Genomic DNA, 26,863 nt, shown 5'->3' with positions numbered 1-26,863 from the left:
GCCCACACAGATTGTCTGATTAATTTGTTAAAGAGCGTTGGCAACCGGGTGTTTGTGCCGGGTTGCGAGGCTGCGTATCTTACGCTTTTTGCCTCCGGAGTCAAGTGTTTATTTTCGCTTTCTTTCCGCTTCCCTTCGCGGCTGTTCTCAGCTTGGCGTCGGTCAGTGGTGGCGCATTATAGGGAGTTTTACGGCGCTGACAATAGTTTTTTTTGATTTTTCTTCCGTTCGTGTTTTTTTTCCTCAAAACGGGGCAATAATCAGCAAAAAGACGATTTTTAAGGCGCTTTATCACACGATATTTGTAAAAACGCCTCCGAAAAACGATCGACCTGCTCCCAATCGGTGTATTCGATTTCTTTTGTTGTATCTGTTTCTCCTCCGGTCATACGCATAATGAACTGAATCATGATGCGATCCAACCAACGATAGCGTGGATAACGTAGCGCTCCCGCAAAGACGTCACATAAATCAGGTTGCCACGGGCTTTTGATTAAAAACTTACGGACATAAGCGTTCGTCTCTGGTGTTCTTTTTTCTGGCTTTCTCGCCGTTAGATTGACACCAAAGAAGGCCGTTGGCATTTGGTTCAGTAGTTTTTGATGGTGAATGACAAAATGATGCAGTACGGAATTGAAACGACCATAACGTATTGATGCCCCTATCATGACTTTTTGATAAGACTGCAAGTTGACCTGCTTCACTGTCGAAAGATTTCTTAAGTCACACTGAATACCAGCACGGCGGAGATTCTCTGCGATACGGGTAACAATTTTTTTAGTCTGCCCATCCTGAGTAGAATAGAGCAACAAATAGCTCATAGATACGCCCTTATTAAACAGAATTTCACATATAAAGATGGATCACTATTCACGCCAACATTGTTCACACCAGCATTATTCGCGCCAAAAAGTTGGGGTAAACAGGACTAATAATGTGAACACTTCCAAACGTCCAAATAACATAGTGACAACCAATATCCATTTAGCCATCGGATTCATCGTCGTAAAGTTATCAGCAACGCTACCCAATCCTGGCCCCAAGTTATTCAATGTGGCTGCGATGGCAGAAAAAGCAGAAAATTCATCAACACCCGTTGCGATCAGTAGCAACATGCTAATGACGAAGACCAGCGCGTAAGCTGAAAAAAATCCCCATACGGCTTCAATAATTCGTTCCGGTAAGGCTCGCCGCCCTAATTTAATGGTATAGACCGCGTTCGGATGCACTAAGCGCTTTAATTCACGCGAGCCTTGCAGGAACAACAACAAAATACGGATAACCTTGAGACCGCCGCCCGTCGAACCCGCACATCCCCCGATAAATGCAGAACATAACAGCAGGAAAGGTAAAAACAGTGGCCAATGGGCGAAAGTGTCCGTAGTAAACCCAGCCGTTGTCGCCATAGAGACAACCTGAAAAAAAGCGTGATTCAATGCTTCCCATTCTGATTCATAAACGGAATGTTGCCACAGTATCAGCATACAGATTACCAATAATGCCAACTGGATAGTAATGAACATACGGAATTCTGGATCACGCCAATAAACTTTCAAACTTCGTCCAGACAGCACCGCAAAATGCAGACCGAAATTACAGCCTGAAATTAACAAGAAAATGGCAATAATCGTGTTGATAACCGGACTATTGAAAAAACCGACACTGGCATCATGAGTGGAAAACCCACCAATCGCGATGGTAGAGAAGCTATGGGAAATCGCATCGAATACCGACATCCCCGCGCCCCAAAGTGCCAGCGCACAGGCGATGGTCAGCAAGACATAAATCAGCCAGAGTGTTTTGGCCGTTTCTGCGATACGCGGACGCATTTTATTATCTTTCAATGGCCCCGGCATTTCTGCCCGATAAAGCTGCATTCCTCCAACGCCAAGCAGCGGTAAGATCGCCACAGCCAGCACAATGATCCCCATGCCCCCCAACCATTGCAACATTTGTCGGTAGAACAGAATCGCTTTGGGCAGGGAATCAAGGCCAACAAGCGTTGTCGCCCCGGTTGTCGTCAAGCCGGAAAATGATTCAAAAAAGGCATCTGTGATTGAAAGGTTAGGTTTTTCAGAAAAAATAAATGGCAATGCCCCCACGCTTCCCAACACCGTCCAAAATAGGACGACAATCAAAAAGCCCTCTTTCGGTTTAAGATCAGCTTTTTGTTCCCGATTAGGCACCCACAAGATTAAGCCAATGACGAGAGCAAAGATAAATGTCTGGCTGAATGCCCTGCCTGCGCCATCGCGATAAATCAATGCCACCAAGCCCGGAATAATCATTGTGACAGAGAAAAGAATAACAAGTAGCCCAACAATACGGGTTATGGCGCGAAAATGCATTCGGCTGGTTCCTTAAGAATCCGATATGACGAAATAATTATGATTTTGGTGTTAAAAACAGCGCACCACGGCTCAAATCCCGTAATTTATCACCTATCTCCCCGACAAGGGTAGCGGGCAGCGAGACTTGCAGCGTGACATTTTCAGTATAATCACTGGCGATCACTTGCCCTGAGAATTGGTGTAGCAACTGTTCTACCATTGAAATATGCGAGTACTCACACTGTAACTGATACAACTTCTGCGGCACTTTATATTCGGTCTGCACCAATTTCAGCGCTTGCTGCACACCATTGCCATAGGCTTTTACCAACCCCCCTGTACCCAGTTTTATGCCGCCAAAATAGCGAACGGATACCGCGGTAATTTCGCCCAAGCCACTTCCTATTAATTGGGCAATCATAGGCTTACCGGCCGTTCCGGTAGGTTCACCATCATCAGAAAACCCCAACTGTTGGGAATCATCCGGCGCACCTGCCACAAAAGCCCAGCAATGATGCCGGGCATCAGGATATTGTTCCTTGATGCTTTGGATAAATAACTTAGCTTCATCCACCCCGCTGGTATGTTCCAGCAGGGTAATGAAACGACTCTTTTTTATTTCTTCAGTAAAGCTGACTGAAGCCGCAGGGATCAAATAAGGCTTCATCAGGATAATTGTAAATCTCTGGTCATATTCTCAATTTTTCCATCGTGAATAACGATGTTATCTTCGATACGAATCCCGCCATAATGTTTCAACATATCGATTTTTCTCCAATCAAAATGCTGGCGATATTCGCTTTCACGCCACTGCGCTAATAACGTTTCAATGAAATAGAGCCCAGGCTCAATGGTCAACACCATTCTTGGTTCTAAGATACGGGTACAACGCAAATAAGGATGTTTTTGCGGAGCCGCCTGATGGGTTCCTCTGTCATCTTGCATAAATCCAGCCGCATCATGTACCTGCAAACCCAGGGGATGACCAAGCCCGTGCGGAAAAAAGGGGATTGTCAATCCTTTCTCAACTATGCCCTCTTCACTGATACCATGAATAATATCATGTTTTTTCAGTATCTTGGCTATACGCTGATGCATATTAATATGGTAATCGGTATAGCGGACTCCCGTTTTAATTGTGCCGATGAGCGCTTGCTGCTCTTCATTCAGATCCTTTATCAGTGAAGCGAAATTATTATTCGGTTTTGCAGCATAGGTTCTGGTGATATCCGCAGCATAACCATGATATTCCGCACCGGCATCAATTAAGAAGCTGCGAATTTCAGCCGGAACCCTTTGTTGTAATTTGTTGTAATGCAAAACTGCGGCATTTTCATTTAAGGCGATAATATTATCATAGGGAACATCAGTATCGCGGTGCCCGGTTGCCATCAAATAAAACATATTGATTTCGAATTCGCTCACGCCAGACAAAAAGGCATCATAGGCGGCCTGATGACCATTGACGGCCGTTTTCTGCGCCTCACGCATACACGCCAATTCGTAATCTGTTTTATAGGAACGATGGTAATCTAAATAGTCCAAGACGGTTTTGGGGTTGATATGGCGATCAAGAATGCCTAAAGATTTGGCACGCTCAGTTTGTTCACCAATATAAGCGGTGTTCTGTTTTGATAATCCATTTAGTTTGGTGCTGATATCGTCAGCGTTTGCCAAATGAAACAAGTCTATTTCATCAGTCCAGTAGCCGTTGGGCAGGGGTTCCACGCTATGCCAATAATCTACCGGTGAATAAAACCAGAGTTTAGGTTTACTGACACCATCAATCCACAACCAGCAATTCGGCACTTTGGTCACAGGCACCCAAGCCTTAAAGTGGGCATTGACCTTAAACGGGTAATGGCTGTCATCAAGAAAAACCCTTAATGATTCACCTGAGTGAATCAACAGGGCGTCAAGCTGAGTTCGTGCCAAGATTTCGCGGACACGTTTTTGTAAGGTTTTAATGTGTTCCTGATACAGAGATGCCAACTTTTCCATCTTAACTAGCCTTTTGATTTTTTGGCAGGAGGTTAAATATTACCACAATTCACGATAGTGGGAGCTAGCACGTGAAAAACACTGTTTCTGAAGTTGAGTAAATATATTTATATTTTTCAAAGCACTAACAAAATATATTGCTTCCCGTCATAAATCTTACCTGTGATCCGCCCTACAAAAAAATAATCATTAGTTTGCATTAAATTAACACATTAATCACAATCAATCTCATCTGGTCATACCAGATGGTATGCACTCATTGAGGAGAATGACATGCTCTACCTAAGTGAAACTATTCAAGTAAAATGGCTAAAAGATGGCATTGCTGAACTGATCTTCAATGCACCGGCTGCAATTAATAAATTAGATACAAAAACGGTGACGTCACTGGATCAGGCCGTTGCCGCCCTTGAGCAAGCAATTGAACTAAAAGGGTTGCTGATACGTTCTGAAAAACCCGCGTTTATTGTCGGCGCAGACATCACAGAATTTTTATCGCTATTTAATGCACCCGCAGAAAAACTGCACGAATTACTGGATCTCGCCAACAATATTTTTAACCGCATAGAAGATCTCCCTGTTCCAACTCTCTCCGCTATCAATGGCTACGCCCTTGGCGGGGGATGTGAATTAGTCCTGTCAACCGATTTTCGTGTCGCCTCCCCGGATCTGCGTATCGGATTGCCCGAAACAAAACTGGGCATCATGCCAGGGTTCGGGGGTTCTGTCCGTCTGCCGCGCTTGATTGGTACGGATAATGCTCTCGAAATCATTTCCGCCGGAAAAGATATTGGCGCTGAAGAAGCGTTGAAAAATGGTTTGGTTGATGCTGTCGTTTCTGCCGAAAAATTACGTGATTCTGCGGTTTCAGTGTTGGAGCAAGCCATTCGGGGAGATTTGGATTGGAAAGCGGCTCGCCAGCCTAAACTGATGCCACTGAATCTCAATGAGATCGAACGTACCATGAGTTTCACCGTAGCAAAAGGGTTAGTAATGAAAGTGGCCGGTTCTCATTATCCGGCACCCATCACTGCGGTAAAAACCATTGAAAAAGCGGCGACACTGGGTCGCGATGAAGCCCTGAAACTGGAATCCGCCAGTTTTGTATCATTGGCACACACCCCTGTCGCCCGTGCTTTAGTCGGTATCTTCCTGAATGACCAATATGTTAAGGGGCTGGCGAAAAAACACCTGCAAGCCGTTACGACACCTGAACATGCGGCGGTATTGGGTGCAGGGATTATGGGTGGCGGTATTGCCTATCAATCAGCGCGCAAGGGCATTCCTGTTCTGATGAAAGACATCAATCAAAAAGCGCTGGATTTAGGTGTCAACGAAGCAGCCAAGTTGCTGAATAAACAATTTGAGCGTGGGCGCTTAGATGCCATGAAGATGGCCAAGATTCTGGCATCGATTCAACCCACCCTGAATTATGCCGGTATTGAGCAATCCCAGATTGTGGTTGAAGCTGTGGTTGAGAATCCTAAAATCAAAGCGGCGGTTTTGGCAGAAGCAGAATCCCATCTCAGCGATGACTGCATTTTAGCTTCTAATACCTCCACCATCCCAATCACTGAATTAGCAAAATCACTCAAACGCCCGGAAAACTTCTGTGGCATGCATTTCTTTAACCCAGTGCATCGTATGCCGTTGGTCGAAATCATCCGTGGAGAAAAAACCTCAGATAAGACGATTTCCAGCGTTGTCGCGTATGCCAGTAAAATGGGTAAAACCCCCATCGTGGTTAACGACTGCCCTGGCTTCTTTGTCAACCGCGTATTGTTCCCTTATCTGGCGGGTTTTGGCATGTTGCTGCGTGATGGTGGTGATTTCCGCCAAATCGACAAAATCATGGAAAAAGAGTTTGGCTGGCCAATGGGTCCCGCTTATCTGATTGATGTTGTCGGCATTGACACCGCTCACCATGCACAGGCGGTTATGGCCCAAGGTTTCCCAGACCGCATGAGCCGCGATTATCGGGATGCCATTGATGTATTATTTGAAAATCAGCGTTATGGTCAGAAGAATGGCGTCGGTTTTTATCAATATGTCCAGGATAAAAAAGGCAAACCGAAAAAAGCGCAGGATGAAACGACCGATCAGTTACTGGCTGGTATCAGCAAACCGAAACAGGCTTTCTCTGGCGAAGAGATCATTGCCCGAACCATGATCCCGATGATTAACGAAGTTGTTCGTTGTTTGGAAGAAGGTGTCATTGCCAGCCCGGCAGAAGCAGATATGGCACTGGTATATGGCTTGGGCTTCCCGCCATTCCACGGTGGTGTTTTCCGTTACTTGGATACTATGGGAACCGCAGCCTACGTGAAGATGGCAGAAAGCTATGCGCATTTAGGCGCCCTGTATCACGTACCCGCGGGCCTGAAAGCAAAATCCGAAAGCAATGAAAGTTACTACCCTGCACCGGCAGAACTTGCTGTTAATCCAGGTGAAAAAGCGTGAGGTCTGAAAACATGGAAAACGTAGTTATTATTGATGGTATCCGTACCCCAATGGGGCGCTCAAAAGGGGGTGTATTCCGTCAGGTCCGTGCCGAAGATCTCTCTGCACATCTGATGAAATCCATACTTAAGCGCAATCCTGCCGTTAAACCTGAAGATATCGATGATATTTCCTGGGGATGTGTGCAACAAACCCTGGAACAAGGGTTCAATATCGCACGTAACGCTGCATTGCTGGCAGGGATACCCCATTCCGTCCCCGCCGTCACGGTTAACCGCCTTTGTGGTTCTTCAATGCAATCACTGCACGACGGTGCCCGCATGATTATGACGGGTGATGCCAGTATTGTGATGGTTGGCGGTGTTGAGCACATGGGGCATGTTCCCATGACACACGGTGTCGACTTTCATCCTAAGTTAAGCCGCAATGTTGCCAAAGCAGCCGGTGTGATGGGGCTGACAGCCGAAATGCTGGCCAAAATGTATAACATTAGCCGTGAAATGCAGGATGAGTTTGCCCTGCGTTCTCATCAACGCGCAGCACAAGCCACCGAATCAAAGGCGTTCGCCAACGAAATCGTGCCGATATATGGACATGATGCCGACGGGAATATAAAACTCGTCACTTTCGATGAAGTGATCCGCTCAGAGACTAATCTAAAAGATTTGGCTGCGCTACGTCCTGTTTTTGATCCCGTCACCGGCAGTGTGACTGCGGGTAACTCCTCAGCGCTTTCTGATGGCGCCTCAGCCATGCTGATCATGGGCGAAAGCAAAGCGAAAGAGTTAGGGTTAAAGCCTCGCGCTCGTATCCGCTCAATGGCAGTTGTCGGCTGTGATCCATCTATCATGGGTTATGGCCCGGTGCCTGCTACCCAAATGGCCTTGAAGAAAGCCGGATTAAGTCTTGCGGACATTGGCGTCATGGAATTGAACGAAGCATTTGCGGCACAATCCCTGGCTTGTGTAAAAGGGCTGAATCTGCTGGAGAGTATGGATGACAGAATCAACCTGAATGGTGGCGCAATTGCTCTTGGTCATCCATTAGGCTGTTCTGGTACTCGCATTACCACTACCCTGCTTAACTTGATGGAACGTAAAGATGTTCAGTTCGGGCTATCAACCATGTGCATCGGGTTAGGCCAAGGTATCGCCACGATTATTGAAAGAGTCTAACGATCAGAAGTTGGCTACTGGAATAGAGAACGTAGCCGACTTGATGATTGAAATTTAACGGTTTTTCCCTTGTCTGTCTTGTCTATTGCATCACTCTGATAAGTTGTTGCCGTAGTTTCCCGCCTGTCAGGGGCGGGTTTTTTATTTCTTATTCAGTAAAACGACTTATCGACAAACGGCTCAAATAAACTCAAACGCATCGCCATACATACGATCAACAGAGGCATCACGTTCACTACAGAACCGTTCACGGGCAATTTTAGCCATCTCAAAGCGACCGGCAATATAGATATCATGATTTGCCAAACTGCCGAAATCTTCTAAAACTGCGCTCAGCACGGTGCCGGTTCTCCCGCGCCAGTGTTCATCAACCTGTTCAACCACCGGAACAACGGTCAAATTGAGATAACGTTCACTCAATAACTGCAACTCATTTAAATCATAAAGATGTTGCAGCTCTCGTCCGCCCCAATAGATAGCAATTTCACGGTTGGGATTTTTTTCCAATGCCGCCAATAAGATAGAACGTGTATATGAGAACCCCGTTCCACCCGCAATCAATAACATCGGATTTTCGCTGTCTTCACGAAACCATGCCTGACCGTGTGGAATATCAATATCGATGACTTTCTGATCCAAGATCCTATCCATGACTGCCATCGCATAGAGATTTAGCTCAGAAGCCCCAATATGCAGCTCAATGAGCTGTTTTTCTGACGGTGGTGATGCCATGGAAAAAGGGCGCTTATCCCTTTCATCCATAATCACCATCAAATATTGCCCTGCACGGAAAGAAAAAGGCGAGTCAGGTAATAAACGAACCCGATAAACTGTATCTGTAATGGAGTCAACCGATGTTACTTTACAACTTAATATTGTCATGCGTTCCCTCTTATCGCTTCAAAATATCTAATTGATCCCAAATTTCATCGACACGGGCCCGAACCTCATCGCTCATCACTATCGGGCGCCCCCATTCCCTTTGTGTCTCTCCTGGCCATTTATTGGTTGCATCTAACCCCATTTTTGAACCTAATCCAGAAACAGGAGAGGCAAAATCGAGATAGTCAATGGGGGTATTTTCCATTAAGACAGTATCTCTCTGCGGATCCATTCGCGTTGTTATCGCCCAGATGACATCATTCCAATCTCGCGCATTAATATCATCATCACAAACGATAACAAATTTTGTATACATAAATTGCCTCAGATATGACCAAACGCCCATCATCACTCGCCTGGCATGACCTGCATACTGTTTTTTCATTGTCACGATCGCGAGTCGATAAGAGCAGCCCTCTGGCGGCAAGTAAAAATCCACAATTTCAGGAAATTGTTTTTGTAAAATTGGCACCAGAACTTCATTCAACGCAACACCCAGCACCGCTGGTTCATCCGGCGGACGACCGGTGTAAGTGGAATGATAGATAGCATCATTGCGTTGGGTAATATGGGTTACCGTCAAGACGGGGAACATATCGACTTCATTGTAATAGCCGGTATGATCACCATATGGCCCTTCCGGTGCCATTTCACCCGGCTCAATATAACCTTCAAGGATAATTTCAGCGCCGGCAGGCACTTCCAGATCATTGGATAGGCATTTTACAACTTCCGTTTTATGCCCACGCAACAATCCAGCAAACGCATATTCAGACAACGTATCAGGAATTGGGGTCACCGCACCCAATATCGTGGCAGGATCAGCCCCCAACGCAACAGCCACCGGAAAACGCTCCCCTGGATATGCCTGACACCACTCCTGAAAATCAAGTGCACCGCCACGATGTGATAACCAGCGCATAATCAGTTTGTTTTTACCCAATACCTGCTGACGGTAGATACCCAAGTTCTGGCGCTCTTTATTCGGCCCCTTGGTCACCGTCAATCCCCATGTAATCAATGGCGCGGCATCTTCTGGCCAACAATGCATGACCGGAATACGGGTGAGATCCACCTCATCTCCCACCCAAACCTGCTCCTGACAAGGTGCAGCATTAAGGCGCTTGGTTGGCATGTTCAATACTTGTTTGAATTTAGGCAGCTTATCGACCAAATCACGAAAACCTTTTGGTGGTTCAGGCTCTTTAAGGAAAGCCAATAACTTACCTACATCATGCAGTGCCTTAACATCATCCTGCCCCATTCCCATGGCAACACGTTTAGGTGTCCCAAACAAATTGCATAACACAGGCATCGAATATCCCTTAGGATTTTCAAATAATAAGGCAGGGCCACCGGCACGAAGAGTACGATCTGCAATTTCAGTCATTTCCAGATAGGGGTCGACTTCCATCTGAATTCGTTTTAATTCACCTGATTGTTCTAACAAGGCAAGAAAGTCTCTTAAATCGCGATATTTCATGTTATTCATTTGTGCCGATTTTTTAGGAGGGAAAGTCATTATAAACCCTCTCATGAGGGTTACAAGGTAAACTCATAACCCGCTAAAAGGCAATGGATTTAGTGCAATCTTGTGGGGCAGATTCCTCAGATACTGGGAAATGATGCAAAACGCTGCAATTTGCTCATCGTGCATTGCACCTGTGTCCGCAGATATGATATGACATTAGGTAACTTAGCCGCTGAAAAAAATACCTAAAACGTAATATACAGACTTGTATGGAAATAAAAGCGGTAGAATATAAAAAAATACGACTTACACTTTAAATGACTTCTATTTTTATTGATGACCCTTGAGTACTGCTTTTGTTATGCTAGACATTCTACGTAACGGAGTCAAAATATTATGGGAAATTGGTATCTTCTTTACTGTAAACGTGGGCAAATCTCTCGGGCAATAGAGAACTTAGAGAGACAAGATGTTATTTGCCTAACACCTACAGCCAAAATTGAAAGAATCATTCGGGGTAAACGAACCACCGTTACTGAACCATTGTTTCCCAATTATTTGTTTGTTCACTTTGATCCCGAAGTTATTCATACCACTACCGTTAACTCAACCCGTGGTGTAAATAATTTTGTTCGGTTCAGCACTTATCCGGCCATTGTTCCACAGACATTAATCGATGAATTAATGTCTGTGACTGAGCAAGAATATATCGCACCTGAGACCCCAATTACGGGTGATACGGTCTTGATCACTGAGGGGATCTTCGAGGGTATTCAAGCCATTTATAACGAACCGGATGGGGAAACCCGTTCTATTCTCTTACTGAATATTCTCAATAAAGAAGTTTCTAAGGTTTTGGATAATAAGCACTTCATCAAAGTCTAATTAAGAAACGGGCAAAATTGCCCGTTTTCTTTTATAACCACGCTATAGCGATAATCAATATTTTTGTTCATGCAGCCACTGTGCCACACGCTTGGCAAAATAGGTCAGCACGCCATCGGCACCCGCTCGTTTGAAACACAATAACGATTCCATAATCGCGGGTTGCTCTTTCAACCAACCATTTTGAATGGCTGCCATATGCATGGCATATTCGCCAGAAACCTGATAAGCAAATGTCGGCACACCAAAAGTCTCTTTCACCCGACGGAGCACATCCAAATACGGCATACCCGGTTTCACCATGACGCTATCGGCACCTTCCTGCAAATCCTGCGCAATTTCCTGCAATGCCTCATCACTGTTGGCGGGGTCCATTTGATAGGTCATCTTATTCCCCCCTTTCAGGTTGCCGCTGGAACCAATGGCATCCCTGAATGGCCCATAGTAACAAGAAGCGTATTTGGCAGAATAAGCCATGATTTGGGTATTGATGTAATTATCCAGCTCAAGCTGCTCACGGATAGCACCAATACGGCCATCCATCATATCGCTTGGGGCGACAATTTCAGCGCCGGCTTCCGCATGGGACAATGCCTGCTTGACCAGAATATCTTTGGTAATGTCATTGATAACATAGCCATCCTGATCAATCACCCCATCCTGACCGTGGGTCGTAAATGGATCGAGTGCGACATCGGTCAAAAGGCCCAATTCAGGCACCGCATCTTTCAGGGCACGCACAGAACGCTGGATCAAACCGTCTGGATTATAGGCTTCTTTCGCATCCAGTGATTTTTTGTCTGCTTCAATTACCGGAAACAGAGACAAAACAGGAATACCCAGTCGGGCAATCTCTTCTGCTTCTTTCAGCAAAAGATCGATTGTCAGACGATACACTCCTGGCATTGACGGTACTTCCTGACGTTGATTTGACCCTTCCATAACAAATACGGGATAAATCAGGTCATTAACCGTCAGTTGATTTTCAGCAACCAAGCGGCGGGAAAAATCATGACGGCGTATACGGCGCATACGACGACCGGGAAATGCGCCCGGAAATACATAGCTCATACATTCTCCTAATGTAAAAAAACCCAGCGACAACGCGCTGGGTGACTGGGTCAATAAGCATCGCTTCGTGATAATGATGTTAACACCCTCAATCAGTTAGCGATAACCATGAATGTTTGGCATCAGATTATTTTTTTTTGCCAACATTTTTGCCAACATAAAACTGTGAAAGCAAAATCCCCAGTTCAAACAGCAAATACATGGGAACCGCCAACAAAGTTTGTGAGAAAACATCAGGCGGTGTTAACAGCATCCCCACCACAAACGCCCCGACTAAAATATAAGGCCGTTTTCTTTTCAGCGATTGTGGCGTGACTACGCCACTCCAACACAGCAGAATAATGGCAATGGGTATTTCAAATGAAACGCCAAAAGCCATAAACAGCGCCATGACAAAGCTCAGGTAATTGCTGATATCCGTCGAGATCACCACCCCGGCTGGCACAGTATTGACAAAGAAACCAAATGCAATGGGAAAAACGACAAAATAGGCGAATGCCATTCCCATATAAAACAAGACACTACTGGAAAACAGCAGAGGCATAATCAAACGGCGTTCGTGCTTATACAGTGCCGGTGCAATAAATGCCCATACTTGATAAAGGATCATCGGTGCCGAAACAAAGATAGACACCATCACAGTCAGTTTAATCGGGGTAAAAAAAGGGGATGCAACATCTGTCGCAATCATGTTTGCGCCTTTCGGTAATTGATCCATTAAAGGCGCTGCAATCAGCCGATAAATATCATTGGAAAAATAGACCAATGCCAGAAACACGATCAGCACGGTAATTAAGCTATTTAAAATCCGCTTACGCAGTTCAATCAAGTGACTGATAAGAGGTTGGGTATCATCCACAGACATGTTTTCAGTGTTCGCCATTTGCTTGTTCAGGAGATGTTTTTTTCTGTTGCTCTGGTTTTTCAGCCGATTGGGATGTCGAAGAATGAAAATGCGTTTCGTCTTCTTCCAATTCACTCATTTCGTCCGGCTGCAACTGATACTGTTTTTTCAATGATTCCGCCGCTTCCTTTAATTCTTCCATGGTTGCCTTCAATTCTGGCGACAATGACTGCATATCGGCTTTTTCTTCCATTTTTTTCAGCGTGTCCTGAAGCTCCTGCAATTTCAGTTCCTGAGCCAGTTCATTCTGGACATTCGCCGCCAGCGAGCGCAATACCCGAATCCACCCGGCCACTGTTTTGACGGCAATAGGCAAACGCTCCGGCCCCAGAACAACCAAGCCGATGACCATCACTAACAGTAGTTCACCAAAACCAATGTCAAACACGGTTTATACCTGCTCTTTGTCTTTACTTTTATTCTCTGATTTTTCAGATTGCGCTGCCGTAGACTTTTCAGTGAGGTTTTTCGTGTCAAAATCAGCATCCTGACTCATTTTTTCCGGCTGTTCGGGTTTTTCATCATCACTCATGGCCTTTTTAAAGCCTTTGATGGATTCACCCAAATCTGAACCCAAGGTGCGAAGTTTATTCGTACCAAACACCAAAACGACAATGACAGCAATGATGAGTAATTGCCCAATACTTATACCACCCATACTGACCTACCTCTATTCATCAGAATATTACTAGTGATTTAATTATATACGCGTCGCACTTCAAGATGCATTTATTCTCTCCCCGCGCTGCGGGGTTATGACTGACGCTTGTTTAAATGACGCCAGCCCAATCCCCATGCTGCTATTGCAGCCCCTATCATGCCCCATGCCAAGTGTTTCTGATCGACGATAAAAAACAAACTACCACAGATAAAGAGCGTTGCACCAATCCCCAATAAATAAAGCGATTTGCGCTGCCTGATCTGTTGCTCCCTGAATTGTTGCGATATCTGATCAATACTGCTCTGTAAACGTCGGTGCTGTTGGAGCGTGCCATACACCAGTTCCGGCAGCTCCGGTAGCTTTTCCGCCCAATAAGGCGCCTTCTCTTTAAAGGCACGAACGATAGCGGGAAGACCAACCTGATCATGCAGCCAATCTTCCAGAAAAGGTTTTGCTGTTTTCCACAGATCAAGCTGAGGATAAAGTTGACGACCCAAGCCTTCAACATACAACAGGGTTTTTTGTAGCAGAACCAACTGAGGCTGAACCGCCATATTAAAACGCCGGGCGGTATTGAAAAGGTTCAGCAGAACATGCCCAAACGAGATTTCAGCCAGCGGTTTTTCAAAAATCGGCTCACAAACGGTACGGATGGCAAATTCAAAATCTTCCACATTGGTATCGGCTGGCACCCAACCCGAATCGACATGCAGTTCAGCGACCCGACGATAATCACGATTGAAGAAAGCAATGAAATTTTCGGCCAGATAGCGTTTATCATCTTTATTCAAAGAGCCGACAATACCGTAATCGATGCCGATATAAGTCGGATCTTCCGGCTTGTCATAACTGACAAAAATATTACCGGGATGCATATCTGCATGGAAAAAACTATCGCGAAATACTTGGGTGAAGAAGACCTGAACCCCGCGTTCCGCCAATAATTTCATATTGGTGTTTTGCGCCTCTAAAGCCGCCACATCGGACACCGGAATGCCATAGATACGTTCCATAACCAAAACATTTTCCCGGCAATAATCAGGATAGACTTCTGGCACATAGAGCACCGGGCTATCTTCAAAATTACGGCGCAATTGGATTGCGTTTGCGGCTTCACGTAATAAATTCAGCTCATCAAGCAGCGTCTTCTCATATTCTCTCACCACTTCACGTGGGCGAAGACGACGACCATCAGGCAAAAGCGGAACCAGATTTGCCAAACGATACATTAACCGCACGTCAGCTTTAATGACGGGCAGAATATCCGGGCGGATCACTTTCAGGACTACGTCTTTGCCATTTTCCTTCAACCGGGCAGTATGTACCTGAGCGATAGAAGCAGAAGCCAGTGGTTGGGGATCAAAATCCTCAAACCACGTTTCCAGCGGCCCCTCTAATGCCGTTTCAATCGATTTTCGCGCCACTGCGCCATCAAAAGAAACCACCCGATCTTGTAACATCGAAAGTTGATCGGCGATCGCCGGCGGGAATAGGTCACGGCGCGTGGAGAGCATTTGACCAAACTTGATCCAGACCGGGCCGAGTTCTTGTAATGCCAAACGCAAGCGTTCGCCGAGAGGCTTGTCCTGATGCCGGTTAGGGAGCCAAAACAGGAAATAACGCCCAAAACGCAACGGCCATGTCAAGCGAATATTGGGGATAAGTTCATCCAGCCCGTAGGTAAGAAAGACGCGGATGATAAAGTAAAGTCGCCTAATTTCACTGGGCGTCATGCTTTCCCTCCAGTGCCGCCAAGCGTTTTTCGAGTTGGTTTACCTGATTGGCAACCGCATTAACTTCTTCACTGAAATAGGCCACTTCCAATGCACCGGGAACCAGGTTCCATTCTTCCGTCAATGATTCGGTAAAATACGTTTTCTTCCTGGCAAGGGTATTACCGGCAAATGCAAAACCCTTCTTCATCATCCGGCTAAGACCTTCCGCGGCAATATCACCGACATAAGGGGAAAGGTGATGAGCCGGGTCCCACTCTGACATATCCAGCAAAGCAGACCATTGTTGAATAACCTGCATATCCCCTTCAATAACAATGTCACCGCTGTTAATCAGGGCTGAAAGACACTGACGATCCCGTAGCTTGAGCAGCGCCGGGATCGTGGTTTTCATTGAGCAATCCGCTGGCTCTGACCATTGGCTCAAAACATCCACTCGCCTGTCACTGAATATCAGTATCAAAGGTGTTTCGATTTCTTTTAGTTCGATAGACAGTATTTTACCTGCCAGTCTTAAACGGGCAGGCTTTAGTACCGCTTCACGGTATAACAGATGATTCAGGGTGGTTTCCAGAAAGGCGGTCAATACCGGAAACAGCACCTGATCATGGGATATCGCAGGACGCATGCTATGGCTTGATGAGGGTGTTTCCATGTCAGAATTTGAACCCTTTGTGCAGTGCAACGATCCCACCCGTCATGTTGGTGTAATAAACCTGGTCAAAACCCGCTTCTTCCATCATGTTTTTTAAGGTTTCCTGATCAGGGTGCATCCGGATGGATTCTGTCAGATAACGGTAACTGTCCGCATCCTTCACAACCATCTGGCCGATTCTAGGCAAGACATGGAATGAATAGGCATCATAAACCTTGCTCAACGGTGCCAGTACCGGTTTGGAAAACTCCAGCACCAATAAACGCCCGCCCGGTTTAAGTACCCGATACATGGAACGCAGTGCTTTTTCTTTATCCGTGACATTACGCAAACCGAAGGAAATGGTAATACAGTCAAAATGGTTATCCGGGAAAGGCAACTCTTCGGCATTGGCTTGCACATAACTGACATTGCCGACGATCCCGATATCGCGTAATTTTTCGCGCCCGACTCTCAACATGGAGTCGTTGATATCCGCCAGAACCACTTGACCTTTTTCCCCCACAATGCGGGAGAATTTTGCGGTCAGGTCACCGGTTCCGCCGGCCAGATCAAGCACCTTATGACCACGGCGAACACCACTGGTTTCAATCGTGAAACGTTTCCAGATACGATGAATGCCAAATGACATCAAATCATTCATTAAGTCATATTTTGCGGCCACAGAGTGAAACACCTCTGCCACCATCTCTTTTTTTTCTTCTTTGGCTACGGTGCGGAAACCAAAATCAGTGGTTTCTTTTGATTGATCTGCCATGTTAATTGTCCGCTTTTTATTCAAAAAAAATTTATAGCCAGTGTACCAGCCTTTCCGATAAAACCCTATTCAGAGTTCACTCATTTATCTGCAACGATTGGAAAGATTTATCAATGAACTGTGAATCAATAGGACGTTTCACATCCACACCTAAATCACGAAATCCTTCGGCCTGACTAATCAAGTTTCCCCTGCCCTCAACCAGCTTTTTCATGGCGAAATGGTAACTTGCCTGTGCTTTGTTAAGGCTTTGCCCCAACCCCTGCATATCATCCACAAACAACCGCATTTTGTCATACATTCTGGCCGCCTTATCCGCAATCAGGCGGGCATTTTGGCTTTGATATTCATAACGCCACAAGTTATTGATCGTGCGAATAGCCACCAACAACGTGGAGGGGCTAACCAGCATGATATTATGTTTCAATGCTTCATCAAGTAACTCTGGCGCCTGATTGAGCGCAACCAAATAAGCCGGTTCCACGGGAATAAATAGCAAAACATAATCCAGCGATCGCAATCCGGGCAATTGCTGATAATCTTTTCGGCCCAAGCCACGAATATGCCCTTTGATTGAGTTAATATGTTCCTGTAATGCCTGTGCCTGTTGCTCTTCATCCTCACTGTTGAAATAACGTTCATAAGCGACCAGCGACATTTTGGCATCAATAATGACATCTTTTCCCTGTGGCAGATGCACAATCACATCAGGTTGAAAACGTGCGCTGTTTTCAGCTTTGATATTAACCTGTGTATCGAACTCATGCCCTTCACGCAAGCCGGATGCTTCCAAAACCCGCGCTAATACCATTTCTCCCCAATTTCCCTGCATTTTATTATCGCCTTTCAGCGCCTTTGTGAGATTGATGGCCTCTTTTGCCATCTGTGCATTGAGTTGCTGGAGATTACGAATTTCATGGGTCAGAGTATGGCGTTCACGCGCCTCCTGCCCAAAACTGTCTTGTACCTGACGGCGGAATCCCTCAAGTTGTTCACGAAAGGGCATCAAAAGAGTATTAAGGTTTTGGCGATGGTGTTCGTCGGTACGGCGTTGATTATGTTCAAAGATGCGATTGGCGAGGTTTTCAAATTGGCTACTTAATCGTTGTTCACTGTTGATCAATAAACGCTGTTTTTCCTCCGCGGCCAACCGGGTTTCTTCAAGCCGGGTACTCCATTCCCGTAATTCCGCTTCCTGCACGCTATTAATTTCGCGTTGAGCCAACAACGCCTGGTTTAGTTGATCACATTCAGTACGCCAATAATGGGATTGTTCCAGCTTTTCATGGCTGACCGCCAGTTGGCTATATAATTCACGCAGTTCCTGCTCTTTTTGCCGGATTCTCTGCTGAACAGAAAGCCAGACGAAGATCCCTCCGCCCAGCAATCCACTCAAGCCGCCAATCAGCATATACAACCACTGGATATCCACCTAAACACCCTCGCTAACACCATTTTGATTTAATTATCCCATCCACTTGGCTAACCAGCGCAGGCCAAAGGCGCCTGGGGCTAAGATACCGAATGCCCAAATCAAGGCAGAAGAGAAGTTGGCGAGCTGAAAATGGCGTCTTGGCATAGCACAAATCCCCGCCACCAGCGGTACAACTGCCCTCAACGGGCCAAAAAAACGCCCAATGAAAACGCCCCATACGCCCCATCGCTCAAAGAACCGATGTCCACGAACCAATGTGTGAGGATGGCGGGAAAGTGGCCACATCTTGCCGACATTTTCTTTGTAATGGAAACCAAACCAGTAGGAAACCCAATCACCAAAGAAAGCACCGGCAGCCGCAGAGACCCAGATTGGCCAGAAAGTTAACCCACTTTCACCAATTAATGCGCCTAACCCCAACAAAATGATCGTTGCCGGCAATAACAGGGAAATAAATGCCAATGATTCACCAAATGCAAGCAAGAAAATGATGGGAATGGCCCAAATTTCATGGGCTTTTACGAAGTTTACGACCAGTTCGATGATTTCATGCAGACTCACATTAATCTTTCCTGTGTTATCAGTGGTATGTCATCAGTTAGCCCTGAGCAATCAGCCCAATGCTAACCTGATATTTTTACTCAAGAAAATAGGCTTGTAGTTTTTCACGCGCAGCCATATCCAGCCCGATATCTTTTTCCAGCCAAATATCTACGCTGCCATAATGCCGGTTAATGCTATTGAGTGCGGTCATTAAAAACTCTTCCCTGACTGAATAAACATAGGCAAATTTTTCAACTACGCTTTCACTCATCATTTTTGCGTGTTCATTCAATAAATAGTCCCGGTACGGTGCCAATGTGACATTGGTCAACAAATAATCTTCCATCACCGTATCCAAATCCGCGCCCAATGCGAATAAAACCAGTGCGGAGCCGACTCCCGTCCGGTCTTTACCCACCGCGCAATGTTGTACAATTCCGCCTTTCTCCGGTTGCAGCAATAATGTCGCTAACGTTTTATAAGCCGGGTTATTAATGGGCAGCAATTCATATAAGCGAGACATAAAGACTTTCGCGTCGAATTGCTCCAGTATCTCTTTGCCTAACTTATCCAGATTAGCATCCACTTCTTTGGCAAGCGGATTGGCTGGCGCATGGTGATAGTGCGCTCCCGTCCATATCTGATCGGGTTTATCCATGATTTCGCTGTTATCACGATAATCAATGATCTGTAAAAGGTTTTTGCCGATTAAAAAAGCCTGATCGCTTTCTGTCAACTTATCCAGTGAACCGGAACGAAATAACAATCCTGATTTAATTTTAGCGCCATTATTCAGTGTGTTATTACCTAAATCACGAAAATTAATGCCGCCATTCAAAGGAAGCAGTGAAGGATGAGATAGCAATGTTGTGGTCATAGTCACTCTTGTTGCGGTTAAAAGATACAAAACGTTATGACATTAACAGATTTTGCCATGAAAGGAAGAGAACATAAACGACAGGGCCAGAATGCTCTGACCCTTGATGAAAGGCATTACAGCAGGCGGCGAGCGGCTTCCACAACAATTCCCAGCGCGTTGCTTTCTGTTTTTTTCAGCAACTCAACATCCGGGATTTCCTGTTGGGTACGGTTAACGATCACGCCGGCCACCATCCCCGCACGCAATCCCTGACTTGCACACATCGTCAGTAATGTTGCTGACTCCATCTCAAAGTTCATGACCCCCATTTCCTGCCACTCTTGCATGGAACCCTGAAAACGGCGAACCACACGGCCAGAATAGGTATCGTAACGCTCTTGTCCTGGATAGAAGGTATCGGAAGAGGCGGTAATACCCACATGGGTAGCAGAGCCTGAGGCTTTTGCGGCTTCGTACAGTGCATTGGTACACGCAAAATCAGCCACCGCTGGGAACTCCATTGGGGCAAAGTGTAAGCTGGCACCGTCCAACCGCACCGCTGCGGTCGTGACCAAGACATCGCCGACATTGATATGTGGCTGAATCGCCCCCGTTGTGCCAATACGCAGGAAAGTACGCACGCCCAATTGTGCCAGCTCTTCTACTGCTATCGACGTTGAAGGGCCACCGATGCCGGTAGAGCAAACCACAACGGCCTTTCCGTCAATTTCTGCGCGCCAGGTGGTAAATTCACGGTGGGAAGCCAGATGTACCGGGTTATCCATCAGCCGTGCAATTTTCTCAACACGGTTAGGATCGCCTGGCACAATCGCCAGAGTCGCGCCTTGCAGGTCGCTTTTGGTAATACCTAAGTGAAATACATCAGACATATCAGACTCCTCAACGGGCATGATTCAAAATATGAATACCTAAATTTAGTCAATACTCTGACACTTTTTAGTGATTTAAATCATCTTTAATTAACTTCATAAAGAAACGCATACACATATTTGTGATTTTAATCACATTTAAAACAGAAAATCGCCATCGCTATTTACATAACGAGATTAAGCAGCAGTACACCACATAATCCAATTCCCCATGCAATGGTGGTAGGAATCGACCAGACGATAATCTGCTGCCTCACATGGGTAATCCCCATCATCCGGTTAACCACCCAGAAAAAACAGTCATTAAAGTAACTGAAAAACAGGGTACCCATCACCGCTGCTTGCGCCGCTACCAACATATTCACATCCGGTATCTGCTTGATAATAGGCGCTGAAATGGAAGCAGCGGTTATCATTGCTACCGTGCCAGAACCTTGGATTATGCGTATCAGCGTTGCGATGATAAACGGGATCAAAACGGGAGTTATTGGCAGGCTGGCGACATAGTGCGCCAATATTGTCCCGGTGGCGCTTTCATTTAATACCGCGCCCAATGCCCCTCCCGCGCCTGACACCAACAAAATAATGCCCACACTTTTTAGCCCGGTTTCCAAATGTTCGGTGACTTCGTGTTTACTGGCGTTTGGCATTAGGGTATAAACCGCCAGTAATACACTGATTGCCAGCGCAATAATCGGCGACCCCAGAAAATTAAGGATTTGAAAATAGATAGCATTTTCCTTGCCAGCAAATTCATCCGTTCCCAGTACCATTCCATTAATGACGCCAATAAACATCAGAACAATGGGCACAACAATCGGCAAAAGGGAAAGAAACAGGCTCGGCAGCGGTTTTTGCTCTTTTTCTGCCAGATAACGCTGATGAGCTTGTTGCAAACTCTCTGCATTTTTTTCGGTATTATCAAGCTGATATTCAGGATATTTCGTCTCCAACCACTTTGCATAGCAGGTGATCCCAATAACACAGGGAACCGCCAGTATCATGCCTGCCAGCATCATCTGGCCGATACTCACGCCGAATATTCCGGCTACCGCAAGCGGCCCCGGCGTTGGGGGAACAATATGGTGAGTCACCACTAACCCGCCAGCCAGCGCCACCCCAAGGGACAAGACATTGCGTTTACCTTGTTTCGCCAATGCCTTCACCAGCGGATAGAGGATCACAAAAGCTGAATTCACAAATATGGGAATACTGACAATATAACCTGTCATCGCCAAAGCCCACTCTTCGCGTCTTTTACCCAGACATTTAATCAAGCTATAGGCGATCCGTTCGGTTGCGCCAGAGACTTCCAATATCCGCCCCATCATACATCCTAACCCAATCACGATCCCGATGCTGCCTAATGTCGAACCAAACCCTTTTGTCATCACTTCAACGACATTGCTCATCGTCAACCCGCCGGATATTCCAGCGATTACGGCTGCAATTAGCATCGCAATAAGCACATGAACGCGAGTGCGTAAGACCAGAAAAATCAGCGTAAATACCGCCACTCCCAATCCAATCATTGGAATATAAAACTCCATCATAAAACCTCATCAATCTGTATTACTGGCGATAAATGCACAAATGGCATCACTGAATAAATTACTGCTGGCTCAAAACCTGCGCCACCAGTATATCTCAAGCACCTGCCTTCATAGCGCGTTGGGATATCTTACAAGACAGGGATAGTTGAAAAACGAAATGATGGGGAAAAATCGCAATGGAAAGAAGGAAATCACTCAAAAACGCCGTAATATGAAAGCACGCCTACAAGCTGAATGAGATAAGATAATGTTACCAAAGCGTTTTATTATTAAAATGATTAATGGGCAATTAAAACCCCTTTCTCAAATAGCGCACTCACGCCACCGACGTATAAAAGGGTTCAGGTTGGCCATTTTAGGGGTTGATTGCTTATTACCTTAAGTCAAAGAAGCCATCACGGAAAGTTTTCCATTCAGATTCGGAAGACGATTTTTCAGTGACGGCTTAAACAAAATTCGGGTTAAGTTAGCTGTTCAATGAAGAACGCAGGCGTTTTGCTGCTTCGACCATGTTGGCCAACGCTTGTCGGGTTTCTGTCCAACCGCGGGTTTTTAAACCGCAGTCTGGGTTTACCCATAAACGCTCAACGGGGATACGTTCAGCTGCTTTGCGTAACAATGCCTCTATCCATTCAACGCCAGGCACATTTGGTGAGTGAATATCATACACACCAGGCCCGATCTCATTCGGATAAGAGAAATCTTCAAACGAATCCAGCAGTTCCATATCCGAGCGAGAAGTTTCAATGGTGATCACATCCGCATCCAGTGCTGCAATGGATGGCATAATGTCATTGAACTCGCAATAACACATATGGGTATGGATTTGGGTATCATCTTGCGCAATGGCAGCACTCAGTTTGAAAGCATCCACCGCCCACGCCAGATATTCCTTCCACTCTTCCCGGCGCAGTGGCAAGCCTTCACGTAATGCAGGTTCATCAATTTGAATGATACCAATGCCGGCTTTTTGCAAATCATCAACCTCATCACGCAAAGCCAGTGCGATCTGTTTAGCGATGGTTTCACGGCTGATATCTTCCCTTGGGAATGACCAACAGAGAATGGTCACCGGTCCCGTTAACATGCCCTTGACGGGCTTATCAGTTAAAGATTGTGCATAGGTCGCCCAATTTACTGTTATCGCCTCTGGTCGGCTAATATCGCCAATGATGACCGGTGGTTTTACGCAACGGGAACCGTAACTTTGCACCCAGCCATTTTGGGTAAAGACATAGCCGTCGAAGTGTTCACCGAAATATTCCACCATGTCGTTACGTTCAGCTTCACCATGTACCAATACATCCAGCCCCAGACGCTCCTGTTCTTGCACCGCTTGTTTGATATGGTCACTGATATTGGTTCGGTAATGCGTACTGTCCACCCGACCTTTTTTGAAATCGAGACGCAGGCTGCGAATTTCTGTTGTCTGCGGGAATGAGCCTATGGTGGTGGTTGGCCACAGTGGTAAGTTATAACGTTGACGCTGGAGCTTGGCACGCTCAGGATAGGCCTGATGGCGTTCACTGTCCTGTGGCTTAATGCCTGCAATGCGTTCAGCGACCGCAGAATTATTCACTCTTGTGGAACTGCGACGGGCGCGAATGGGGGCGCTATAAGCATCCAGCTCAGCCTGTTTACTGCCTTCTGGTTCATTCAATGCCTGTGACAGCAAAGAAAGTTCCGCACATTTCTGCAAGGCAAAAGCAAACCAGCTTTTCACTTCTTCATCCAATCCGGTTTCATCATTCAGGTCAATGGGGCTATGCAGCAATGAACAGGAAGTCCCGATCCACACCGTTCTTTTACCCACCAATGGCGCAACAAGTTGATATTTTTCACTCAAATCCGCTCGCCAAACATTGCGGCCATTAATTACCCCCAATGAAAGCAGCCAATCTTCTGGCAATGATTGATCCAAATTCTCAAGCGAATCGTGCCCTGCCACCAAATCGACATGCAGTCCTTGCACTGGCAGCGATTTTATGGTTTCCAGATTGTGGCCGATGCTATCGAAATAGGTCGTCAGCAACAATTTCACTTGCCCTTCAAGTGATTGGTAAGCCGTTGAGAATGCCGCCAGCCACGCTTCCGGTAGCTCCAGCACCAGAGCCGGTTCATCAATCTGTACCCACTCAATGCCACGTTTTGCCAGTTCTGCCAATACTTGCTGGTATACCGGCAGGATATCCTGTAATAAAGACAGGCGATCAAAAACCTTACCTTTCACTTTACCAAGCCATAAATAGGTCACGGGCCCCAAAAGAACCGGTTTGACTTTGTGCCCTAATGCCAGTGCTTCATCCACTTCGTCCAGCAATTGCGTCCAACCCAGCTTAAATGCCTGCCCTTTCTGAAATTCAGGCACGATATAGTGATAATTGGTGTTGAACCATTTCGTCATTTCCGCCGCTGCCGCCGGTGTTCCTGTTGGTGCCCGGCCACGGGCGATACGGAACAGGGTATCCAGATCAATCTTACCCTCTTCATTTTGATGACGCGGTGGAACATTGCCCAATAACAGGCTGGTGGTCAATACTTGGTCATACCAGGCAAAATCACCCACGGGGACTAAATCAACGCCCGCTTCTTGTTGTTGTTGCCAGTGACGTGCACGTAATTCACGGCCGGTCTCCAGCAATTCCTGTTGAGAAATTTTGCCCGCCCAATAGCTTTCTTGTGCCTTTTTTAGCTCTCTTTTCAAGCCTATACGTGGAAAACCCAATGTATGATTCAAAACTGTCATGTCGTCACCCCTAAAATTTTAGCCGTCTAGATGTTTACACTTCTATAATCAACAGGTAGTGTATAAACCACAAGCGCAATTTATTCATTATCAACTTGAAGGTTTTTCATGATCGAACTAAAACACTTAAAAACACTGCAAGCATTGAACCATTGTGGCTCCCTCGCGGCGGCGGCAAATTCTTTGCATCAGACACAATCTGCCCTTTCCCATCAATTCAGTGAATTAGAACATCGGCTGGGATTTAAGTTGTTCATTCGCAAAAGCCAACCCTTGAAGCTAACACCTCAAGGAGAAGTATTACTAAAGTTAGCAGATCAAGTCTTACCGCTGGTTACAGCTTCCTTACGTCAATGTCATGAACCGGAAGAGACCAACTTACGCATTGCCATTGAGTGCCATAGCTGTATTCAATGGCTGACCCCGGCACTCAAGCGTTTTCGTGACAGTTGGCCGCAGGTGAATGTGGATTTCAAATCGGGGGTGACGTTTGATCCTCAACCTGCACTGCAAAAACGCGAGCTGGATATTGTTCTGACCTCTGACATTATTGCAGACAGTCATCTGCACTATACGCCGCTGTTTGATTATGAAGTGAAACTGGTGATTGCACCGGATCATCCACTGGCCAATAAACGCGATATTCACCCACAAGATCTCGCGGCTGAAACATTGTTGATTTACCCCGTCCAGCGCCAACGGCTTGATATCTGGCGACGTTTTCTCCAGCCGGCGGATGTGACGCCGACCTTAAAAACCGTCGACAATACGTTACTGTTGATTCAGATGGTTGCCGCCCGTTTGGGCATCGCCGCGTTACCGCACTGGGCGGTGGAAACCTTCGAAAGGCAAGGATTGGTTGTCACCCAAACGTTAGGAGAAGGATTATGGAGCAGATTGTACGCTGCCTGCCGAGAAGGAGAGCAGCGCCAACCCGCGATTGATACCTTTATTCGTTCTGCGCGTCAGCACGCTGTGGACAATTTGCCGCTGGTGAAACGGGTTTCAGTATCCAGCGGTGGTGCACCCAAAGTGACGCAACAATCAGGCTGCCTCCAATGGTAAAACTCAGCCAGTCAGGGTGCTGCTGCCAGATTGCAAAATTGACCAACAACCCCGCCGGAACCAGCATATTATTCATAATCGCCAGTGTTCCGGCATCCACTTGAGTTGCCCCATAGTTCCACATAAAGTAGCCAATGCCCGATGCCCCAACCCCCAGCCAAAGCAAGACGCCCCACTGTAGCTGAGTGGTGGGCAATTTTTGCGGATCACCAAATATCAACCAGCCCATCGTGGCGACAACACACGCGCCCAGATAAAACCATGAAAATGCCACCCGCTGCGGGATTGGATGGATCTCCATCAAGCGCTTATAACCGACCTGACCCATCGCAAAGAAAATATTGGCTAATTGCACTAACATCAAGCCAATCCAGAAAGATTCGCTTAATCGGTCATAGCGAATAATCGCTGCGCCAGCCACAGCCAATAAAGAACTCAAGGCATAACCCCAGCGCAATCGCTGACGCCCCATCAGATCATACATTAATGTGACATAGAGCGGCGTCATGATGGTAAACAGTAAAAATTCTGCCACCGTCAGATAGTGATAGGCATGAAATACAAACAGATACATCACACCCAACTGACAGGCACCGACGGCCATATACAGTGAAATGACTTTCAGTGATAACCCGCGCCAACGCAAAAATGGTAAAAATACCATTGCTGCCAGAACAACTCTGGCAAGAACAGAAAACCAGCTATCAACCTGACCCGCGAGATAAGCGCCGATCAGGCTGAATGAAGCGGCCCACAAAAATGTCGTGATGGTTAACAGCCACATAAT

Annotated in this window: 25 protein-coding genes and 1 pseudogene; 6 read left to right on the top strand and 20 right to left on the bottom strand. The window is 46.3% G+C overall.

Annotation, left to right across the window (positions count from 1 at the left end; translation table 11 throughout):
- On the top strand, positions 1-216 hold a 216-nt coding region (locus tag PSI15_RS07850; RefSeq protein ID WP_273583032.1), incomplete at its 5' end, for a hypothetical protein.
- A 62-nt stretch (positions 217-278) separates the two neighbouring features.
- Here the strand turns inward: PSI15_RS07850 and hemG are convergent.
- From hemG to pepQ, 4 genes are all read right to left on the bottom strand, one after another.
- A complete protein-coding gene (hemG, locus tag PSI15_RS07845) occupies positions 279-821 on the bottom strand; it encodes a menaquinone-dependent protoporphyrinogen IX dehydrogenase (RefSeq protein WP_045972323.1) in 543 nt (180 codons plus the stop codon).
- A 75-nt stretch (positions 822-896) separates the two neighbouring features.
- A complete protein-coding gene (gene trkH / locus PSI15_RS07840) occupies positions 897-2,348 on the bottom strand; it encodes a Trk system potassium transporter TrkH (RefSeq protein WP_273583031.1) in 1,452 nt (483 codons plus the stop codon).
- Positions 2,349-2,385: 37 nt separating this feature from the next.
- Positions 2,386-2,997 carry an IMPACT family protein gene (locus PSI15_RS07835; protein WP_273583030.1) on the bottom strand — a complete coding sequence of 204 codons (612 nt, stop codon included), beginning with the start codon at positions 2,995-2,997 and terminating at the stop codon, positions 2,386-2,388.
- The gene (pepQ, locus tag PSI15_RS07830; protein ID WP_273583029.1) at positions 2,997-4,331 is read right to left on the bottom strand and encodes a Xaa-Pro dipeptidase; all 1,335 of its coding nucleotides are present in this window, start codon (positions 4,329-4,331) and stop codon (positions 2,997-2,999) included. Before pepQ ends, PSI15_RS07835 begins: the two co-directional genes overlap by 1 nt.
- A 273-nt stretch (positions 4,332-4,604) precedes the next feature.
- On the opposite strand from pepQ, the gene fadB reads away from it, so the two are divergent.
- Positions 4,605-6,791, top strand: a complete 2,187-nt coding sequence (gene fadB, locus PSI15_RS07825) for a fatty acid oxidation complex subunit alpha FadB (RefSeq protein ID WP_273583028.1) — start codon at positions 4,605-4,607, stop codon at positions 6,789-6,791.
- Between the two features lie 11 nt (positions 6,792-6,802).
- The gene (gene fadA / locus PSI15_RS07820) at positions 6,803-7,966 is read left to right on the top strand and encodes an acetyl-CoA C-acyltransferase FadA (RefSeq protein ID WP_273583027.1); all 1,164 of its coding nucleotides are present in this window, start codon (positions 6,803-6,805) and stop codon (positions 7,964-7,966) included.
- A gap of 180 nt (positions 7,967-8,146) precedes the next feature.
- Here the strand turns inward: fadA and fre are convergent, their stop codons facing one another.
- Both fre and ubiD read right to left on the bottom strand, forming a co-directional pair.
- Entirely contained in the window at positions 8,147-8,848 is a 702-nt protein-coding gene (fre, locus tag PSI15_RS07815) for an NAD(P)H-flavin reductase (protein WP_273583026.1), read from the bottom strand.
- 10 nt (positions 8,849-8,858) lie between these two features.
- Entirely contained in the window at positions 8,859-10,331 is a 1,473-nt protein-coding gene (ubiD, locus tag PSI15_RS07810) for a 4-hydroxy-3-polyprenylbenzoate decarboxylase (protein ID WP_273583035.1), read from the bottom strand.
- A gap of 384 nt (positions 10,332-10,715) precedes the next feature.
- On the opposite strand from ubiD, the gene rfaH reads away from it, so the two are divergent.
- Positions 10,716-11,204 carry a transcription/translation regulatory transformer protein RfaH gene (gene rfaH / locus PSI15_RS07805; RefSeq protein WP_273583025.1) on the top strand — a complete coding sequence of 163 codons (489 nt, stop codon included), beginning with the start codon at positions 10,716-10,718 and terminating at the stop codon, positions 11,202-11,204.
- A 54-nt stretch (positions 11,205-11,258) separates the two neighbouring features.
- Here rfaH and hemB read toward each other — a convergent pair whose 3' ends face one another.
- The 12 genes from hemB to PSI15_RS07745 all read right to left on the bottom strand — a co-directional run bounded on the left by hemB (position 11,259) and on the right by PSI15_RS07745 (position 22,262).
- Complete coding sequence (hemB, locus tag PSI15_RS07800; RefSeq protein ID WP_045972342.1) at positions 11,259-12,275, bottom strand: porphobilinogen synthase; 1,017 nt, start codon at positions 12,273-12,275, stop codon at positions 11,259-11,261.
- Positions 12,276-12,402: 127 nt separating this feature from the next.
- Positions 12,403-13,140, bottom strand: coding sequence for a Sec-independent protein translocase subunit TatC (tatC, locus tag PSI15_RS07795; protein ID WP_045973674.1), 738 nt, complete (start codon positions 13,138-13,140; stop codon positions 12,403-12,405).
- Positions 13,141-13,144: 4 nt separating this feature from the next.
- Positions 13,145-13,567: a Sec-independent protein translocase protein TatB gene (gene tatB / locus PSI15_RS07790; protein WP_045972344.1), complete on the bottom strand. Its 423-nt coding sequence runs from the start codon at positions 13,565-13,567 to the stop codon at positions 13,145-13,147.
- Positions 13,568-13,570: 3 nt separating this feature from the next.
- Complete coding sequence (gene tatA, locus PSI15_RS07785) at positions 13,571-13,837, bottom strand: Sec-independent protein translocase subunit TatA (RefSeq protein WP_273583024.1); 267 nt, start codon at positions 13,835-13,837, stop codon at positions 13,571-13,573.
- A gap of 95 nt (positions 13,838-13,932) precedes the next feature.
- On the bottom strand, positions 13,933-15,573 hold the full coding sequence (ubiB, locus tag PSI15_RS07780) for a ubiquinone biosynthesis regulatory protein kinase UbiB (RefSeq protein ID WP_273583023.1): 1,641 nt from the start codon (positions 15,571-15,573) through the stop codon (positions 13,933-13,935).
- Positions 15,560-16,228 carry a ubiquinone biosynthesis protein UbiJ gene (gene ubiJ / locus PSI15_RS07775; protein WP_273583022.1) on the bottom strand — a complete coding sequence of 223 codons (669 nt, stop codon included), beginning with the start codon at positions 16,226-16,228 and terminating at the stop codon, positions 15,560-15,562. Before ubiJ ends, ubiB begins: the two co-directional genes overlap by 14 nt.
- A 1-nt stretch (position 16,229) precedes the next feature.
- Positions 16,230-16,985 carry a bifunctional demethylmenaquinone methyltransferase/2-methoxy-6-polyprenyl-1,4-benzoquinol methylase UbiE gene (ubiE, locus tag PSI15_RS07770; RefSeq protein WP_273583021.1) on the bottom strand — a complete coding sequence of 252 codons (756 nt, stop codon included), beginning with the start codon at positions 16,983-16,985 and terminating at the stop codon, positions 16,230-16,232.
- Between the two features lie 76 nt (positions 16,986-17,061).
- Entirely contained in the window at positions 17,062-18,396 is a 1,335-nt protein-coding gene (rmuC, locus tag PSI15_RS07765; protein WP_273583034.1) for a DNA recombination protein RmuC, read from the bottom strand.
- 54 nt (positions 18,397-18,450) lie between these two features.
- Positions 18,451-18,981: a DedA family protein gene (locus PSI15_RS07760; protein ID WP_273583020.1), complete on the bottom strand. Its 531-nt coding sequence runs from the start codon at positions 18,979-18,981 to the stop codon at positions 18,451-18,453.
- Positions 18,982-19,057: 76 nt separating this feature from the next.
- Positions 19,058-19,840 (bottom strand): tyrosine-protein phosphatase, encoded by a 783-nt coding sequence (locus tag PSI15_RS07755; RefSeq protein WP_273583019.1) that lies wholly within the window; start codon positions 19,838-19,840, stop codon positions 19,058-19,060.
- A gap of 116 nt (positions 19,841-19,956) precedes the next feature.
- Entirely contained in the window at positions 19,957-20,712 is a 756-nt protein-coding gene (gene udp / locus PSI15_RS07750; RefSeq protein ID WP_045972356.1) for a uridine phosphorylase, read from the bottom strand.
- 164 nt (positions 20,713-20,876) lie between these two features.
- On the bottom strand, positions 20,877-22,262 hold the full coding sequence (locus PSI15_RS07745) for a GntP family permease (RefSeq protein WP_273583033.1): 1,386 nt from the start codon (positions 22,260-22,262) through the stop codon (positions 20,877-20,879).
- Between the two features lie 193 nt (positions 22,263-22,455).
- On the opposite strand from PSI15_RS07745, the pseudogene PSI15_RS07740 reads away from it, so the two are divergent.
- Positions 22,456-22,714, top strand: a pseudogene (locus PSI15_RS07740) (transposase); the annotation flags it as partial.
- 17 nt (positions 22,715-22,731) lie between these two features.
- Here the strand turns inward: PSI15_RS07740 and metE are convergent.
- Positions 22,732-25,011, bottom strand: a complete 2,280-nt coding sequence (metE, locus tag PSI15_RS07735) for a 5-methyltetrahydropteroyltriglutamate--homocysteine S-methyltransferase (protein WP_273583018.1) — start codon at positions 25,009-25,011, stop codon at positions 22,732-22,734.
- Between the two features lie 108 nt (positions 25,012-25,119).
- On the opposite strand from metE, the gene metR reads away from it, so the two are divergent.
- On the top strand, positions 25,120-26,076 hold the full coding sequence (gene metR, locus PSI15_RS07730; RefSeq protein ID WP_273583017.1) for an HTH-type transcriptional regulator MetR: 957 nt from the start codon (positions 25,120-25,122) through the stop codon (positions 26,074-26,076).
- Here the strand turns inward: metR and PSI15_RS07725 are convergent.
- Entirely contained in the window at positions 25,961-26,860 is a 900-nt protein-coding gene (locus PSI15_RS07725) for a carboxylate/amino acid/amine transporter (protein WP_273583016.1), read from the bottom strand. The genes metR and PSI15_RS07725 overlap by 116 nt on opposite strands.
- Between the last annotated feature and the right edge of the window lie 3 nt (positions 26,861-26,863).

Source organism: Xenorhabdus sp. PR6a, assembly GCF_028599065.1.
GTDB lineage: Bacteria > Pseudomonadota > Gammaproteobacteria > Enterobacterales > Enterobacteriaceae > Xenorhabdus > Xenorhabdus doucetiae.
Note: the sequence above shows the minus strand (reverse complement) of the source record. Positions and strands in the feature narration are given on the sequence as shown.

What these genes read in the sequence shown, in the direction of transcription:
- hemG (WP_045972323.1), bottom strand. Translation starts at nt 821, where the DNA reads ATGAGCTATTTGTTGCTCTATTCTACTCAGGATGGGCAGACTAAAAAA.
- trkH (WP_273583031.1), bottom strand. Translation starts at nt 2,348, where the DNA reads ATGCATTTTCGCGCCATAACCCGTATTGTTGGGCTACTTGTTATTCTT.
- PSI15_RS07835 (WP_273583030.1), bottom strand. Translation starts at nt 2,997, where the DNA reads ATGAAGCCTTATTTGATCCCTGCGGCTTCAGTCAGCTTTACTGAAGAA.
- pepQ (WP_273583029.1), bottom strand. Translation starts at nt 4,331, where the DNA reads ATGGAAAAGTTGGCATCTCTGTATCAGGAACACATTAAAACCTTACAA.
- fadB (WP_273583028.1), top strand. Translation starts at nt 4,605, where the DNA reads ATGCTCTACCTAAGTGAAACTATTCAAGTAAAATGGCTAAAAGATGGC.
- fadA (WP_273583027.1), top strand. Translation starts at nt 6,803, where the DNA reads ATGGAAAACGTAGTTATTATTGATGGTATCCGTACCCCAATGGGGCGC.
- fre (WP_273583026.1), bottom strand. Translation starts at nt 8,848, where the DNA reads ATGACAATATTAAGTTGTAAAGTAACATCGGTTGACTCCATTACAGAT.
- ubiD (WP_273583035.1), bottom strand. Translation starts at nt 10,331, where the DNA reads ATGAAATATCGCGATTTAAGAGACTTTCTTGCCTTGTTAGAACAATCA.
- rfaH (WP_273583025.1), top strand. Translation starts at nt 10,716, where the DNA reads ATGGGAAATTGGTATCTTCTTTACTGTAAACGTGGGCAAATCTCTCGG.
- hemB (WP_045972342.1), bottom strand. Translation starts at nt 12,275, where the DNA reads ATGAGCTATGTATTTCCGGGCGCATTTCCCGGTCGTCGTATGCGCCGT.
- tatC (WP_045973674.1), bottom strand. Translation starts at nt 13,140, where the DNA reads ATGTCTGTGGATGATACCCAACCTCTTATCAGTCACTTGATTGAACTG.
- tatA (WP_273583024.1), bottom strand. Translation starts at nt 13,837, where the DNA reads ATGGGTGGTATAAGTATTGGGCAATTACTCATCATTGCTGTCATTGTC.
- ubiB (WP_273583023.1), bottom strand. Translation starts at nt 15,573, where the DNA reads ATGACGCCCAGTGAAATTAGGCGACTTTACTTTATCATCCGCGTCTTT.
- ubiJ (WP_273583022.1), bottom strand. Translation starts at nt 16,228, where the DNA reads ATGGAAACACCCTCATCAAGCCATAGCATGCGTCCTGCGATATCCCAT.
- ubiE (WP_273583021.1), bottom strand. Translation starts at nt 16,985, where the DNA reads ATGGCAGATCAATCAAAAGAAACCACTGATTTTGGTTTCCGCACCGTA.
- rmuC (WP_273583034.1), bottom strand. Translation starts at nt 18,396, where the DNA reads ATGCTGATTGGCGGCTTGAGTGGATTGCTGGGCGGAGGGATCTTCGTC.
- PSI15_RS07755 (WP_273583019.1), bottom strand. Translation starts at nt 19,840, where the DNA reads ATGACCACAACATTGCTATCTCATCCTTCACTGCTTCCTTTGAATGGC.
- udp (WP_045972356.1), bottom strand. Translation starts at nt 20,712, where the DNA reads ATGTCTGATGTATTTCACTTAGGTATTACCAAAAGCGACCTGCAAGGC.
- PSI15_RS07745 (WP_273583033.1), bottom strand. Translation starts at nt 22,262, where the DNA reads ATGGAGTTTTATATTCCAATGATTGGATTGGGAGTGGCGGTATTTACG.
- metE (WP_273583018.1), bottom strand. Translation starts at nt 25,011, where the DNA reads ATGACAGTTTTGAATCATACATTGGGTTTTCCACGTATAGGCTTGAAA.
- metR (WP_273583017.1), top strand. Translation starts at nt 25,120, where the DNA reads ATGATCGAACTAAAACACTTAAAAACACTGCAAGCATTGAACCATTGT.
- PSI15_RS07725 (WP_273583016.1), bottom strand. Translation starts at nt 26,860, where the DNA reads ATGTGGCTGTTAACCATCACGACATTTTTGTGGGCCGCTTCATTCAGC.